We start from the raw sequence: 15,047 nt of genomic DNA, 5'->3' as shown, positions 1-15,047 counted from the left end.
ATGACGACGCCCCACACCCTGCCCGCCTGGGCCCAGCTGCAATCCCTGGCCCACGCGCCCCAGCCGCACCTTCGCGATCTGCTGTCCGCCGACGCGGGCCGCCCCGACCACATGACGCTGCGCGCCGCAGGCATCACGCTCGATGCCAGCCGCCAGCGCGTCAGTCCCGCCATCCAGCAGGCTCTGGTCGCCCTGGCCGAACAGGCTGGTGTGGAGGCGCAGCGCGAAGCCCTGTTCCGGGGCGATCGCATCAACGCCACCGAAGACCGCCCCGTGCTCCACGTCGCCCTGCGCGGCGACCCGCTGCACACCGGCCCCTGGGGTGCGGCGGTGCAGGCCGACGTGCAGCGCGAGCTCGCGCGCATCGGCGACTTTGCCGAAGCCCTGCGCGCGGGCAGCGTGAAAGGCCACCGCGGCGACACCATCACCGACGTGGTCAACATCGGCATCGGCGGCTCGGACCTCGGCCCGCGCATGGCGGCCGACGCGCTGGCGCACCTGGCCCACCCCGGTGTGCGGGTGCACTATGTGTCCAACCCCGACGCATGGGCGCTCTGGAGCGTGCTGCGCGGGCTGGACGCCAGCCGCACCCTTTTCATTGTTTCCAGCAAGACCTTCACCACGCAGGAAACCCTCACCAACGCCGCGAGCGCGCAGCGCTGGCTCACCGATCACGGCTGCCCGCCGGACGCGCTGGCACAGCACCTGGTGGCCATCACCGCCAGCCCGGACACCGCCGCCCGGCTGGGCTACCCCGCCGAGCGCACCTTCCTCTTCTGGGACTGGGTGGGCGGGCGCTACTCGGTGTGGTCGTCGCTGGGTCTGCCACTGGCGATTGCCATCGGCAAAGAACACTTCCGCCTCTTCCTCGCCGGCGCGCGCGCCATGGACGAGCACTTCTGCACCGCCCCCCTGGCGCAGAACCTGCCGGTGCAACTGGCGCTCAACGGCATCTGGAACCGCAACTTCCTGAACCTGCCCACGCATCTCATCGTCCCGTATGCATCGCGCCTGGTGCGCTTCACGCCCTTCGTGCAGCAGATGGAAATGGAGTCCAACGGCAAACGCACGCACAGCAACGGCACCCCTGTGGACATCGACACCGGCCCTATCGTCTGGGGCGGCCTGGGCATTGATGGCCAGCACGCCTACTTTCAGCTCATCCACCAGGGCCGGCACACCGTGCCGGTGGATTTCATCGGCGTGCAGAACGAAGACACCCCGCTGCCCATGGCCGCCACGCACCACGCGGTCGTCAACCTCAACCTGCGCGCCCAGGCCGAGGCCATGGCGCGCGGCCGCACGCTGGCCGACACGCAAGCACTGCTGGAAAAAGACGGCCTGAGTGCCACCGATGCGGCGGCCATGGCGCCCCACCGCAGCTTCGAGGGCAACATCCCCAGCCACCTCCTGTGGCTGGACCGCCTCGACCCGGCCCGCCTGGGCGCGCTGATCGCGCTGTACGAACACAAGGTGTTCACGCAGGCGGCCATCTGGGGCATCAACGCCTACGACCAGTGGGGAGTGGAGCTGGGCAAGACGATGGCCAAGGCCATGGAAAAGGCCGGCAAGTGACCCGGCGGCCGGCCACTCGGCTGGTCGCCTGATGGCTGGTGCGCGTGCATTGCGGTGGAATAAAGCGTCAAAGCGTGCGTTATGACGCACAATTGCCCGGAAAATACGGTCTCGGGTATAACCGCTCCAGCTTTCTCCACGACAGGCGCGAATCACGCAGGTTCCGCACACACGGGAAGCACTCACCAGCATGCAAAGAGTCAAGACTTTCCTCAGCACCCTGACGTCGATCCTCACGCCGAACGCCGAGTCGGCCGTGAAGGCGCCAGACCCCCAGACGATGGTGCTGATCCAGAAGTCCATGCTGCGCCTGCTGGGCCTGCGCGGCGCCGAGCTCAACCCCCAGCTTGAGCACCGCATCCGCTACGCCTCCAGCATTGAAGCCCTCTGGTTTCTGCGGGCGGACCTGGCGCAGGCCCTGTGCCTGCAGCGCGACGAGTCCAGCGCACTGGCCGCCGTGGCCGACCTCACGCCGCTGTTTGAAGGCAACGTCTCCAAAGCCCAGCTGCAAGCCTTCCAGCGCGGCCAGCGGCGCTGAGGCTCCTGCCAGGCTGCCAGCTCGGGCAGCCCACCCACACCACCCGTTAGACCACAGGACTCACACCGCGTTCACCGGGATCTTGAGGTAGGTCGTGCCGTTGTCTTCCGCCGGCGGCAGCTGGCCCGCGCGGATGTTGATCTGCACGGACGGCAGGATCAGCACCGGCATCTCCAGCGTGGCGTCGCGCTGGGTGCGCATGGCCACGAAGGCCTCCTCGCTCACCCCGTCGTGCACGTGGATGTTGTGGGCACGCTGCTCGGCCACGGTGGTCTCGAACCGCACGGCGCGGCCGCCGGGCGGGTAATCGTGGCACATGAACAGCCGCGTCTGCGGCGGCAGGCTCAGCAGCTTGCGCGTGGAGGCATAGAGCGTTTTCGCGTCACCGCCGGGAAAGTCACAGCGCGCGGTGCCCACATCGGGCATGAACAGGGTGTCGCCCACGAACACGGCGTCGCCGATGCGGTAGGCCACACAGGCCGGCGTGTGCCCAGGCACGTACAGCACTTCGCCTGCGAGCTCGCCCACCGCGAAGGTCTCCCCATCCTTGAACAGGTGGTCGAACTGCGAGCCATCGGGTTTGAAACCGGGCTCCAGGTTGAAGATGCCCTTGAACACCTTCTGCACCGCGGTGATGTGGCTGCCAATTGCCAGGCGCCCCCCGAGCCGGGCCTTGAGGTACGGCGCGGCGGAAAGGTGATCGGCATGCGCATGGGTCTCCAGGATCCACGCCACCCGCAGCCCGTTTGACTGCACGTAGTCGATCACCTTGTCGGCCGAGGTGTGGCCCGTGCGCCCCGCCTTGGGGTCGTAGTCGAGCACCGGGTCGATGATGGCGCAAGCGCTGCCCGCCCCGTTGTGCACGACATAGGTGACGGTCCAGGTGGCGGGGTCAAAGAGGCCGTGGACTTGCGGGGCGATGGTGTCTGGCTTCATGGCAACTCCTTCAATTAAGTTCAAAATAGTTTATTGACTTATATATTGTTAGTCAATAGAATGAGCGCCATGTTGAACGCCAAGGAACCCCGATGAACAAGGAGACACTGGATCTCGACGACATGCAGGCTGCCGCCGCCGAGGCCTGCCGGCTGATGAAGGTGCTGTCCAACCCGGACCGCCTGCTCATCCTGTGCCAACTCTCCCAGGGCGAATACCGCGTGGGCGAACTCGAAGCGCTGTTGGGCATCGTTCAGCCCACGCTGTCGCAGCAACTCACGGTGTTGCGCGAAGAGGCGCTCGTGACCACGCGGCGCGACGGCAAAAACATTTACTACCTGCTCGACAGCCCGCAAGCGCTGGCGGTGATGCAGGTGCTGTACGCCCAGTTTTGCGGCAAGAAACGGAGAAAGTCATGACGATCGATTGGGCGAACTTCACCCCTTGGGCCTCTCTGGCGGGCGGCATTCTGTTGGGTGTCGCATCGGCCTTGTTCATTCTTCTGAATGGACGCGTGCTGGGCATCAGCGGCATTCTGGGTGGGCTGCTGCCACCCCGCGCGGGCGACGCCGGCTGGCGCGTGGCCTTTCTGCTGGGCATGCTGGCCGCACCGCTGGTGTTCGGTCTGCTGGCGCCAGCGGGCTTCGTGCAGGCACCGCGCATTGACGCCGGGTTGGGCGCCATCGTGGCCGCGGGCCTGCTCGTCGGGCTGGGCACGCGCTACGGCTCGGGCTGCACCAGCGGCCACGGCGTGTGCGGGCTCTCGCGCCTGTCGCCGCGCTCGCTCGTGGCCACCCTCGCCTTCATGGGCGCGGGCTTCGCCATGGTTTTCGTGATCCGCCACCTGCTCTGAGGAACCCCACCATGCACCGCATCACAGAATTTTTCGTGGGCCTGCTCTTCGGCCTGGGCCTGCTGCTCTCCGGCATGACCGACCCGGGCAAGGTGCTCGGCTTCCTCGACCTCTTTGGCACGTGGGACCCGTCTCTCGCGTTCGTCATGGGCGGCGCCATCGCGGTGGGCTTCTTTGCCTTCGCACTGGCCCGCAAGCGCACCACCAACTTTCTGGGCGGTGCGCTGCACCTGCCCAAGGCCACGCAGATCGACCGGCGCCTGGTGCTCGGTGGCCTGACCTTCGGCGCAGGCTGGGGCCTGGCCGGCTTCTGCCCGGGACCGGGCATCGTGTCGATGGCCTCCGGGGAGGTGAAGGCCGCCGTGTTCGTCGCGGCCATGGTGGTCGGCATGGCGGTGTACGAATGGGCCGAGCGCCGCACGAGCCGTCGTCACTCTGCCGGCTGAAAGACCTCACATGAACGCCGCACCGTCTGGCCCGCTCACCCGCTGGCGGCTCTCGCTGCCCGTGCTGGCATGGGCACGCGGGTACCAGCGCGACACGCTCATGAGCGACGGGGTGGCCGCGCTCATCGTCACGGTCATGCTGATCCCGCAGAGCCTGGCGTACGCGATGCTTGCCGGCCTGCCGCCCGAGGTCGGGCTGTACGCGAGCGTGGCGCCCCTGTTGCTGTACGCGGTGCTGGGCTCCAGCCGGGTGCTTGCCGTGGGCCCGGTGGCGGTGGTCTCGCTCATGACGGCGGCGGCCATTGGCGAGCATGCGGTGGCGGGCTCGCAGGCTTACTGGACCGTGGCCATCACGCTGGCGTTTCTGTCGGGCGCGATGCTGCTGCTGATGGGTGTGTTGCGGCTGGGGTTCCTCGCCAACTTCCTTAGCCACCCGGTCATCTCGGGTTTCATCACCGCGTCGGGCCTGCTGATTGCGGCCAGCCAGCTCAAGACCTTGCTGGGCGTCAAAGCCGAAGGGCACAACTTCGTCGAGCTGTTTCGTTCGCTGCTGGCGCAGCTGCCGCACGTGCACGCGCTCACCGCGCTGGTGGGCCTGGCCAGCCTGGCGTTTCTCTTCTGGGTGCGCAGCGGCCTCAAGCCCCTGCTGGTGCGCGCCGGCCTGCCCGCCCGCGCGGCCGACCTGCTGGCCAAGACAGGGCCGATTGCCGCGATCGGTGTCACCGCCCTGCTGACCTGGGCCCTGCAATGGCAGCAGCAGGGCGTGAAGATCGTGGGCACGGTGCCCCAAGGCCTGCCGCCCTTCACGCTGCCGCTGTGGGACCTGTCGCTCTGGCAGTCGCTGCTGGTGCCCGCGCTGCTCATCAGCGTGGTGGGCTTTGTGGAGTCGGTGTCGGTCGGCCAGACGCTGGCAGCCAAACGGCGCCAGCGCATCGACCCCGACCAGGAGCTCGTGGCCCTGGGCGCGAGCAACCTGGGCGCAGCCTTCACGGGCGGGTTTCCGGTCACGGGTGGCTTCGCGCGTTCGGTGGTGAACTTCGATGCGGGCGCGCAAACGCCGGCTGCGGGGGTGTTCACCGCGGGCGGCATCTTGCTGGCCTCGCTGTTTCTCACGCCAGCGCTGTTCTACCTGCCACAGGCCACCCTGGCCGCCACCATCGTGGTGGCCGTGCTGTCGCTGGTGGACTTCAGCATCTTTCGCAAGACGTGGACGGTGTCGAAGCCAGACTTCATGGCCGTGCTGGCCACCCTGCTCACCACGCTGGGTGTGGGGGTGGAGGCGGGCCTGGTGGTGGGCGTGGGCGTGTCGCTGGCGCTCCACCTGTTTCGCACCAGCCGCCCGCACATGGCCGAAGTGGGCCTGGTGCCAGGCACGCAGCACTTTCGCAACGTCGAGCGGCACGCTGTGCTCACCACGCCCGACGTGCTGGGCCTTCGTGTGGACGAGAGCCTTTACTTTGCCAACTCACGCGCCCTGGAAGACCGTGTGAACAGCGCCGTGGCCACACACCCCGGGCTCAAACATGTGGTGCTGCAGTGCTCGGCCATCAACGATATCGACGCCAGTGCACTGGAAAGCCTGGAAGCGATCGACCGGCGCCTGCACGACGCCGGCATCTGCCTGCATCTTTCAGAGGTGAAAGGCCCGGTAATGGACCGGCTCAAGCGCACGCATTTCCTGCAGACGCTCAGCGGCAAGGTCTTCCTCAGCCACTACCAGGCGGTCCATGAACTGGCGCCTGGTGTGGGCTGACTGGCTTATTTCGCGCCGCGCGCCTTGGCCACAGCGGCTTGCGTTTCCTTCCACAGGTCCATGCCCACGTTGGTGGCGATGGACGCGTTGATGCGGGTCAGCTGATCGCGCATGCGGTTGGCTTCGGCAGGCGAGAGCTGGTTGATCTGCATGCCCTTGGCCTTGAGATCGGCCAGCGCCTTGTCGGCTTCGGCGCGCGTGTCCTTGCGCTCGAAGTCGCGGCTCTTTTTCGCGGCGTCCATCAGCACCTTCTGCTCGTCCTTGCTCAGCTGGTCCCAGTACTTCTTGCTCACGGTCACGATCCACGGGCTGTACACGTGGTTGGTCACCGTCAGGTACTTCTGCACTTCGTAGAACTTGCTGGAGAGGATGGTGTTGTACGGGTTCTCCTGGCCATCCACTGTCTTGGTTTCCAGCGCGGTGAAGAGCTCGGAGAACGGCAGCGGCACGGCGTTCGCCCCCAGGGTCTTGAAGCTGTCGATGAACACGTTGTTCTGCATCACGCGCAGCTTGATGCCGTCCATGTCTTCGAGCTTGGTGACGGCGCGCTTGTTGTTGGTGAGGTTGCGGAAACCGTTCTCCCAGTACACCAGGCCCACGAGGCCTTTTTCCTGGAGCTTGTCCATCACCTTCTGGCCCACCGGGCCGTCGAGCACGGCATCGGCTTCCTGGGCGTTGTTGAACAGGAAGGGCGTGTCCCAGATCGCCATTTCCTTGGTGATGCCCACCAACGTGGCGGTGGAGCCCACCATCATTTCCTGCGCGCCACCGATCAGGGCTTGCTGCATCTGTACGTCCGAGCCGAGCGCGGCGGCGCCGATGGCGCGGATCTTCATCTTGCCGCCCGAGGCCTTTTCAACTTCTTCGGCAAACAGCTTGGTGGCGCGGCCCTGGTTGGAGGCTTCGTTGAGGCCGTAGCCAAAGCGGATCAGGCGCGGCTTGATGTCCTGTGCCTGGGCAATACCCGCACCCAGGGTGGCCAGCGCGACCGCAGCGGTGATGGCGAGTTGTTTCAATTTCATGGTCTATCTCCTCGGAGTGGATGCGGCGCAATGCCGTGGGGGAACGAACGGACGCTGAGTGTCAGAACATCAGCTTGAGAGGCCACAACACGATGGCCGGGAACACGATGAGCAGGGCCAGCATGGCCATGTAGATCAACAGGAAAGGCATGACACCGCGGATCACGGTCTCCATGCGCAGGCGCCCGACACCGGCCACCACGTTGAGCACCGTGCCCACCGGCGGCGTGAGCAGCCCCAGGCAGCCCACGAAGATGAACACAAAGCCGAAGTACACGGGGTCGATGCCGGCCTTGGCCGCCAACGGCGCTAGCACAGGCGCCAGGATCAGGATGGTGGGCGTGAGGTCCATCACCATGCCGACCGCCAGCAGGAACAGGCACACCACCGCCATGAACAGCATGGGCTCGGAGAGCAGCGGCCCCATGTTGCGCGCCAGCTCGTTGGGCAGATCGGCCAGCGTGATCATGTAAGACGCCGCGGTGGCGGCACCGCAGAGGAACATCACCACGCCGGTGGTGCGCGCAGCGTCCACCAGTACGCGGTACACGCCGGCCAGGTTGAGCTCGCGGTACACCAGCGTGGCCACGATCAACGCATACACCGCGGCCACCACGGCGGCCTCGGTGGGCGTGAAGAAGCCCATGCGCAGACCGCCAATGATGATCACCGGCATCATCAGCGCCCACGCGCTGCTCGCCAGGGCCTGGCGGCGCTCGGGCCAGGTGGTTTTGGTGGCCACCGAGAGCTGCTTGTCCTTGGCGACCCAGCGCCACACCAGCACCAGGGCAACGGCCATCATCAAGCCCGGCACGATGCCCGAGAGAAACAGTTTGCTGATCGAGGTGTTGGTCGTCACACCGTAAATCACCATCGGCATGGACGGCGGAATGATCGGCGCGATGATGCCGCCCGAAGCAATCAGGCCTGCGCTCGATCCGTCCGGGTAGTTCTGCCGCCGCATCATGGGCAACAGCAGCGTGGCCAGCGCGGCGGTGTCGGCAATGGCTGAACCGCTCATGGACGCGAGCAACACCGAGGCGGCAATCGCCACATAGCCCAGACCGCCGGGCACATGGCCCACCATCGCGCGCGCCAGGTCGATGATGCGCCGGCTCAGGCCGCCGGCGTTCATGAGCTCGCCCGCCAGAATGAAGAACGGCACGGCCAGCAGCGGGAAGCTGTCGAACCCGGCCTGCACGTTCTGGGCGAGCAACTGGGCATCAAAGAAGTCCAGGTGCACCATGAGCGCCAGCGCAGTGAGCATCAGCGCGAACGCAATCGGCACCCCCACCGTCATGGTGGCAAACAGCACCAGCAAGAAGATGGCGATGGTCATGCGCGCTCCCCTTCGCTCAGCGTTTCGGGGCCGCGGCCATGCAGGTCGTCCCAGGCTTGCAGCACCAGCAGCACCGCCATGCACACCCCCATCACCAGCGTGCCCGCCGCGCCCACCGCCAGCGGCGTGTTCATCACGGGGCTGCGGCTGTCCAGGCCCACCAGCACCTGCGACCACGAGCCGTCGATCAGGTAATACAGGGCCAGCGCGATCAGGCCGCGCGTGAGCCAGCGGAACACCGCGGCAGGCGCGCCCTTGAGGCGCGCGGTCACCAGGTCAAAGCCCAGGTGCTTGTGTTCACCAAAGGCCAGCGTGGCCGAGAGACACACCAGCCAGACGAACAGCAGGCGCGACAACTCTTCCGACACCACCCAGCCGGTGCCCCAGAAGTAGCGCAGCATCACGTTGCCAAACACACAGATCACCATGCCCAGCAGGCACAGCGCAAGCAAGGCTTCAATGCCATGCCTCAGAACTTGGCCCAGTTTCATGAGCGGGTCTCCAGAGAAGGGGTTTCGGTGCGCACCCAGCGCACCACGGCCGCGCCGAGGTCTTGCAGCGACTGGCTGGCATTCAGCGGCAACACGCCGGGCTCGCTGCTCGGGTCCTCGAGGGTGGCGAACTGACTCGCCACCAGGCTCACCGGGAACAGGTGCGCTGGCCGTGCGGCCACGCGCTCGCGCGCCTGCTCCTGCGTGAGCTCCAGGAACACAAAGCGCAGGCCGGGCGTGGCAGCGCGCAGGCGGTCGCGGTAACGGCGCTTGAGCGCCGAGCACGTCAGCACCACGCCCTGCGGGCGCGCCTGCAGCTCGGCGGCCAGCGCGTCGAGCCAGGCGGCGCGGTCGTCGTCGCTCAGCGGCGTGCCGCTGCGCATCTTGGCCACGTTGCTCGCGGAGTGGAAGTCGTCGCCTTCCAGCAGGGGCAGCCCCAGTGCCTGCGCACAAAGCTGGCCCAGGCTGGACTTGCCGCAACCCGCCACGCCCATGACGACGAGGGAGGTGTTTTCGGGCGGTGCATTCATTGGGTAGCGCTATCCCGTGAGATTGAAAAAGAGCGGCGACCTGCAAGTCCGTCGGCTCTTCAAACCATGTGGCGGGAAGAGCGGCTGCAAGCGCCACGATTCAGGGTAAATTCGGGTGTCCAAGGTGTTGGACAGCGCTATCCTAACGCCATCGCCACGGACTCAAATACCGGGAAAACCCTTGGAACCGACCGAACGCAAGCGCCGCCACAGCGGCCGCACCACCCTGAGCGACGTCGCGCGCGAGGCCGACGTCAGCCCTATCACGGCCTCGCGCGCGCTGCGCGGCGAGCGCAGCGTGGCGCCCGAGCTGGTGGAGCGCGTGAAGCGGGCCGCCGAGCAGCTGGGCTATGTGCCGGACCCGGCCGCCCGAGCGCTGGCCTCGCAGCGCAGCACGCAGGTACCGGTGCTCGTGCCGCTGCTCTCCAACGCCCTCTTCGTCGACGTGCTCGAAGCCGTGCACCGCACGCTGCTGCCGCACGGCTACCAGATGCTGATTGGCGTGACGCACTACGAACCGCGCGAAGAAGAACAGCTGCTGCGCAGCTACCTGGCGCACCGCCCCGCCGGGCTGCTGCTCACCGGCTTTGACCGCACCGAGGCCGCACGCCAGCTGATTGCGGCCAGCGGCGTGCCCTGCGTGCACCTGATGGAGCTCACACAAGCGCCCGGCGTGTATTGCGTGGGCTTCTCGCAGATCGAGGCCGGCCACGCCATCACCGGACACCTGGTGCAGCGCGGGCGCACGCGCATCGCCTTTGTGGCCGCGCAGCTCGACCCCCGCACCATGCAGCGCGCCGAGGGCTACCGCCGCTGCCTGCGACAGCACGGGATTTACGACGCACGGCTGGAGCTGCTGAGCCCGCAGCCTTCGTCCATGCGGCTGGGCGGCGAGCTGCTCGAAGACCTGCTGCGCACGCGCCCCGACGTGGACGCCGTGTTTTTCTGCAACGACGACCTGGCGCAAGGCGGCTTGCTCACCGCGCTGAAGCTGGGCGTGGACGTGCCGGGCCGCATCGCGGTGGCGGGCTTCAACGACCTCTCGGGCAGCGACCAGATGCTGCCGCCGCTCACCACCGTGCGCACGCCGCGCCGCGCCATGGGCGAGGCCAGCGCGCAGATGCTGCTGGGCCTGATGCGCGGCCAGGCGCCGGCGGTGAATTCGGTGGACCTGGGCTTCGAGCCCTTGATTCGCGGCAGCTCCTGAGCCCGATCGGCGCACGTCGGTCAGGTCCAGGCCGCAAACTCTCCCGCGCTTCTTAGGGTAAATCCCTGCCCATGAATGCAAGAGAGTACGGAACAGCCCCATTTCTGTACAAACCTTGCCAGGCGCCGTCGCCAGAATCCTTTCACGGTCTGCAGGAGACCGTCGCATCGGCTTTCCACCAAAACGCAGGAGACACACCGTGAAATTCCGCCTCGCTTCTGTCCTGGCCGCCGCCCTCCTGGGCGCCGGCTTCGCGCACGCCAACACCGAACTCGTGATCGCCACCGTGAACAACGGCCACATGATCGAGATGCAGAAACTCGGCAAAGTCTTCGAGACCGCCAACCCCGACATAAAGCTCAAGTGGGTCACGCTCGAAGAAGGCGTGCTGCGCCAGCGCGTCACCACCGACATCGCCACCAAGGGCGGCCAGTTCGACGTGATGACCATCGGCATGTACGAAGCGCCGATCTGGGGCAAGAAGGGCTGGCTGCAGGAACTCAAGACCGGCGGCAGCTACGACGTCGACGACCTGCTGCCCGCGATCCGCAGCGGCCTGTCGATCGACGGCAAACTGTTTGCCGCGCCTTTCTACGGCGAGAGCTCGATGCTGATGTACCGCAAGGACCTGGCCGACAAGGCCGGCGTGCAGGTGCCCGAGCGCCCGACCTGGGTACAGATCAAGGACTTGGCCGCCAAGATGCACGACCCCAAGAACGGCGTGTACGGCATTTGCCTGCGCGGCAAGCCAGGCTGGGGCGACAACATGGCCTTCCTGACCACGCTGGTCAACACCCATGGCGGCCAGTGGTTCGACATGCAATGGAAACCGCAGATCGACACCAAGCCCTGGAAAGACGCGATCACCTTCTACGTGGACCTGCTGAAGAACTACGGCCCTCCCGGTTCGTCGGCCAACAGCTTCAACGAGATCCTGGCGCTGACCAACTCGGGCAAGTGCGGCATGTGGATCGACGCGACCATTGCCGCCTCGTTCGTGAGCGACCCCAAGCAGTCCAAGGTGGCCGACCAGATGGCCTTTGCACAAGCCCCCACCGCCGTCACACCCAAGGGCGCGAACTGGTTGTGGTCGTGGAACCTGGCCATTCCCGCAGGTTCGAAAAAGGTGGACGCGGCGCAGAAGTTCATCACCTGGGCGACCAGCAAGGACTACGTGCAGTTGGTCGCCAAGACCAACGGCTGGGCCAACGTGCCCACCGGCACGCGCAAGAGCACCTATGCCTCGCCTGAGTTCCAGAAGGCAGCGCGGTTTGCGGCCGCCGAGAAGGTGGCCATCGATTCGGCCAACCCGACCGACTCGACCTTGCCCAAGAGCCCGTATGTGGGCGTGCAGTTCGCCGCCATTCCGGAGTTCCAGGCGATCGGCATTGCGGTGGGTCAGCAGATGAGCGCGGCCCTCGCCGGCAAGACCACGGTGGACGCGGCGCTGAAGGCGAGCCAGACGGCGGCCGAGCGTGAGATGAAGAAGGCCGGGTACTACAAGTAAGCGGGGCACTTCGCCGCAACCCTCTCCCACACAGGGGAGAGGGCGTTCGATCATTCCGCTGTTCTCCAGGGTCTCACCATGAACCGCCTGCTTCCACGCCTGCTGCTCACGCCCGCCGTGGCCACGCTCTTCCTCTGGATGATCGTGCCGCTGGTGATGACGATCTACTTCAGCCTCATCCGCTACAACCTCATGCAGCCGGATGTGACCGGCTTTGCCGGCCTGGAGAACTTCGAGTACTTCGTCACCGATGCCTCGTTCACCACGGCGGTGATCAACACCCTGCTCCTGCTGGGCAGCGTGATCCTGATCACCGTGGGCTTCGGCACGGCCATCGCCCTGCTGATCAACGAGCCCTTTGCGGGCCGCGGCCTGGTGCGCGTGCTGCTGATCTCACCCTTCTTCGTCATGCCCACGGTGAATGCGCTGCTGTGGAAGAACATGATGATGAACCCCATCTACGGCGTGCTCGCGCAGGTGTGGACCTTCTTCGGAGCCGCTCCCGTGGACTGGCTCACCGACCACCCGCTCTTCTCCGTCATCGTCATGGTGTCGTGGCAGTGGCTGCCGTTTGCCACGCTGATCTTCATGACCTCGCTGCAGAGCATGAACCGCGAGCAGCTGGAGGCCGCGCGCATGGATGGCGCCACCTACCTGCAGCAGCTGCGCTACCTCTACCTCCCGCACCTGGGCCGCTCGGTGGCGGTGGTCGTGATGATCGAAATGATCTTCCTGCTCAGTGTGTTCGCCGAGATCTACACCACCACCGGGGGTGGCCCGGGAGACGCGAGCACCAACGTCGCCTTCCTGATCTTCAAGCAGGCCTTGCTCAACTTCGACGCGGGCGTCGCCTCGGCCGGCGCGCTGTTCGCGGTGGTGCTGGCCAACATCGCGGCCATCTTCCTGATCCGCATGGTCGGCAAGAACCTCGACAAATAGGGCACACACCATGGCACGCGAATCCACCTTCACCCCCGCATATGCGGTGCGCACCGTGGCCGCCTGGGCGGTGGCGCTGCTGCTGTTCTTTCCACTGGGCTGGCTGCTGCTCACCGCGTTCAAGACCGAGCTGCAGGCCATTGCGGTCCCGCCCGAGCTGTTCTTCAAGCCCACGCTGGAGAACTTCCACGAGGTGCAGGAGCGCAGCGATTACCTGCACTACGCCTGGAACTCGGTGGTCACCAGCGTGGTGTCCACCCTGCTCGGGCTGGCCATTGCGGCACCTGCGGCCTACGCCATGGCCTTCTTCAAAGGCAAGTACGACAAGGACATCCTCATGTGGATGCTCTCCACCAAGATGATGCCGGCCGTGGGTGCGCTGGTGCCCATCTATGTGCTCGCACAAAAGAGCCACCTGCTCGACACGCAGCTCGGTCTCATCATCGTCTTCACGCTGTCCAACCTGCCCATCATGGTGTGGATGCTGTATTCGGGATTCAAGGAAATACCCAACGAGATCCTGGAGGCCGCGCGCATGGACGGCGCCACGCTGTGGCAGGAAGCCACAAAGGTGCTGCTGCCGCTGTCTCTGGGCACGCTGGCGTCCACCGGCTTGCTGTGCCTGGTGCTCAGCTGGAACGAAGCCTTCTGGAGCCTGAACCTCAGCTCGGCGCAAGCCGGCACGCTGGCCACGCTGATCGCCAGCTACTCCAGCCCCGAAGGCCTGTTCTGGGCCAAGCTCTCCGCGGCCTCGCTCATGGCCATTGCGCCCATCGTGGTGTTCGGCTGGTTCAGCCAGAAGCAGTTGGTCCAAGGCCTCACCTTCGGCGCAGTCAAGTAAATCTCTTCAGGACACGCACCATGGCTTACCTGCAACTCAAGGGCATCGAGAAGTTTTTCGGTGATCACCGCGCCATCAAAGGCATCGACCTGTCCATCCAGCAGGGCGAATTCATCGTCTTCGTCGGGCCCTCGGGCTGCGGCAAGTCCACGCTGCTGCGGCTCATCGCCGGGCTGGAGCACATCGACGGCGGCACGCTGCACCTGGAAGACCGCGACATCACGCACCAGCCTTCCAGCAAGCGCGACCTGGCCATGGTGTTTCAGAGCTACGCGCTCTACCCGCACATGAGCGTGTTCGAAAACATGAGCTTCGCGCTCAAGCTCGCCAAGGTGGACCCCAAGGTCATCCAGGACAAGGTGCAGCGCGCCGCCGACATCCTCAACCTCACGACCTACCTGCAGCGCACGCCCAAGGAGCTCTCGGGCGGGCAGCGCCAGCGGGTGGCCATTGGCCGTGCCATCGTGCGTGCGCCCAAGGTGTTTCTGTTCGACGAACCGCTGTCCAACCTGGACGCTGCGCTGCGCGGCCAGACCCGCGTGGAGATCGCCAAGCTGCACCGCGACCTGGGCGCCACCACCATCTACGTGACGCACGACCAGGTGGAAGCCATGACGCTGGCCGACCGTGTGGTGGTGCTGCGCGATGGCGTCATCGAACAGGTGGGCACACCGCTGGAGCTCTACGACCGCCCGGCCAACCAGTTTGTCGCGCAGTTCATCGGCACACCGCAGATGAACGTGTCGCCGCTGCAGCAGATGCCCGCGCTGGTCCAGCAGCAGGCGCCTGTGGGCGCATCGGGGGGCTCGATCGGGCTGCGCCCGGAGAGCGTGGTCGTGCGCCCGGCTGGGCAAGGCGCGATCAAGGGCCAGGTGGACCTGATTGAAGCGCTCGGTGCCGAGACGCTCATCTACCTGAGAACCACCGAAGGCGCACCGCTGGTGGCGCGCCAGAGCGAGCGCACCGCGCTCACCGCGGGGGATGCCGTCACGCTCGACATCGCCACCCAACATGCGCACTGGTTCGACCAGGCCGGTCGCGTGGTCGCCCGCGCTTCTGCCTGAGCCTCA

At 66.2% G+C, this 15,047-nt stretch carries 16 protein-coding genes; 11 read left to right on the top strand and 5 right to left on the bottom strand.

All coding sequences use genetic code 11. The annotated features are described in order from the left end of the window. Complete coding sequence (gene pgi, locus KXJ60_RS18855; RefSeq protein WP_291131434.1) at positions 1-1,575, top strand: glucose-6-phosphate isomerase; 1,575 nt, start codon at positions 1-3, stop codon at positions 1,573-1,575. A gap of 190 nt (positions 1,576-1,765) precedes the next feature. Next, positions 1,766-2,113, top strand: coding sequence for a hypothetical protein (locus tag KXJ60_RS18850; RefSeq protein WP_291131432.1), 348 nt, complete (start codon positions 1,766-1,768; stop codon positions 2,111-2,113). Between the two features lie 60 nt (positions 2,114-2,173). On the opposite strand, the gene KXJ60_RS18845 is transcribed toward KXJ60_RS18850, so the two are convergent. Further along, on the bottom strand, positions 2,174-3,049 hold the full coding sequence (locus KXJ60_RS18845; RefSeq protein WP_291131430.1) for an MBL fold metallo-hydrolase: 876 nt from the start codon (positions 3,047-3,049) through the stop codon (positions 2,174-2,176). Between the two features lie 92 nt (positions 3,050-3,141). Between KXJ60_RS18845 and KXJ60_RS18840 the strand changes: the two genes are divergently transcribed. The 4 genes from KXJ60_RS18840 to sulP are packed head-to-tail and all read left to right on the top strand — an operon-like array spanning position 3,142 to position 6,101. Continuing rightward, positions 3,142-3,468, top strand: a complete 327-nt coding sequence (locus KXJ60_RS18840; protein WP_291131429.1) for a metalloregulator ArsR/SmtB family transcription factor — start codon at positions 3,142-3,144, stop codon at positions 3,466-3,468. After that, complete coding sequence (locus KXJ60_RS18835) at positions 3,465-3,902, top strand: YeeE/YedE family protein (protein ID WP_291131428.1); 438 nt, start codon at positions 3,465-3,467, stop codon at positions 3,900-3,902. The genes KXJ60_RS18840 and KXJ60_RS18835 overlap by 4 nt, the downstream gene beginning before the upstream one ends. Before the next feature lie 11 nt (positions 3,903-3,913). Next, positions 3,914-4,348: a YeeE/YedE family protein gene (locus tag KXJ60_RS18830; RefSeq protein ID WP_291131426.1), complete on the top strand. Its 435-nt coding sequence runs from the start codon at positions 3,914-3,916 to the stop codon at positions 4,346-4,348. A 10-nt stretch (positions 4,349-4,358) separates the two neighbouring features. Continuing rightward, entirely contained in the window at positions 4,359-6,101 is a 1,743-nt protein-coding gene (gene sulP, locus KXJ60_RS18825) for a sulfate permease (protein ID WP_291131425.1), read from the top strand. Positions 6,102-6,106: 5 nt separating this feature from the next. On the opposite strand, the gene KXJ60_RS18820 is transcribed toward sulP, so the two are convergent. The 4 genes from KXJ60_RS18820 to KXJ60_RS18805 all read right to left on the bottom strand — a co-directional run bounded on the left by KXJ60_RS18820 (position 6,107) and on the right by KXJ60_RS18805 (position 9,483). After that, the gene (locus tag KXJ60_RS18820) at positions 6,107-7,123 is read right to left on the bottom strand and encodes a TRAP transporter substrate-binding protein (RefSeq protein WP_291131423.1); all 1,017 of its coding nucleotides are present in this window, start codon (positions 7,121-7,123) and stop codon (positions 6,107-6,109) included. 61 nt (positions 7,124-7,184) lie between these two features. Further along, positions 7,185-8,462 carry a TRAP transporter large permease subunit gene (locus tag KXJ60_RS18815; RefSeq protein WP_291131422.1) on the bottom strand — a complete coding sequence of 426 codons (1,278 nt, stop codon included), beginning with the start codon at positions 8,460-8,462 and terminating at the stop codon, positions 7,185-7,187. Further along, a complete protein-coding gene (locus KXJ60_RS18810) occupies positions 8,459-8,953 on the bottom strand; it encodes a TRAP transporter small permease (protein WP_291131420.1) in 495 nt (164 codons plus the stop codon). Before KXJ60_RS18810 ends, KXJ60_RS18815 begins: the two co-directional genes overlap by 4 nt. Further along, positions 8,950-9,483, bottom strand: coding sequence for a gluconokinase (locus KXJ60_RS18805; protein ID WP_291131418.1), 534 nt, complete (start codon positions 9,481-9,483; stop codon positions 8,950-8,952). Before KXJ60_RS18805 ends, KXJ60_RS18810 begins: the two co-directional genes overlap by 4 nt. Positions 9,484-9,664: 181 nt before the next feature. Here KXJ60_RS18805 and KXJ60_RS18800 point away from each other — a divergent pair, with 181 nt between their 5' ends. From KXJ60_RS18800 to KXJ60_RS18780, 5 genes are all read left to right on the top strand, one after another. Beyond that, positions 9,665-10,690 carry a LacI family DNA-binding transcriptional regulator gene (locus tag KXJ60_RS18800; RefSeq protein ID WP_291131416.1) on the top strand — a complete coding sequence of 342 codons (1,026 nt, stop codon included), beginning with the start codon at positions 9,665-9,667 and terminating at the stop codon, positions 10,688-10,690. 199 nt (positions 10,691-10,889) lie between these two features. Beyond that, positions 10,890-12,197, top strand: coding sequence for a sugar ABC transporter substrate-binding protein (locus KXJ60_RS18795; protein WP_291131414.1), 1,308 nt, complete (start codon positions 10,890-10,892; stop codon positions 12,195-12,197). Between the two features lie 78 nt (positions 12,198-12,275). Then, positions 12,276-13,136 carry a sugar ABC transporter permease gene (locus KXJ60_RS18790; protein ID WP_291131412.1) on the top strand — a complete coding sequence of 287 codons (861 nt, stop codon included), beginning with the start codon at positions 12,276-12,278 and terminating at the stop codon, positions 13,134-13,136. A gap of 10 nt (positions 13,137-13,146) precedes the next feature. Further along, positions 13,147-13,977, top strand: a complete 831-nt coding sequence (locus KXJ60_RS18785) for a carbohydrate ABC transporter permease (protein ID WP_291131410.1) — start codon at positions 13,147-13,149, stop codon at positions 13,975-13,977. Positions 13,978-13,997: 20 nt separating this feature from the next. Further along, positions 13,998-15,041: an ABC transporter ATP-binding protein gene (locus tag KXJ60_RS18780; protein ID WP_291131407.1), complete on the top strand. Its 1,044-nt coding sequence runs from the start codon at positions 13,998-14,000 to the stop codon at positions 15,039-15,041. The last annotated feature ends 6 nt before the right edge of the window (positions 15,042-15,047 follow it).

Source organism: Hydrogenophaga sp. (assembly GCF_019264445.1).
In the GTDB taxonomy this organism is placed as follows: domain Bacteria; phylum Pseudomonadota; class Gammaproteobacteria; order Burkholderiales; family Burkholderiaceae_C; genus Hydrogenophaga.
The sequence above is the reverse complement of the archived record's forward strand: the minus strand, read 5'-3'. Positions and strand labels throughout refer to the sequence as shown.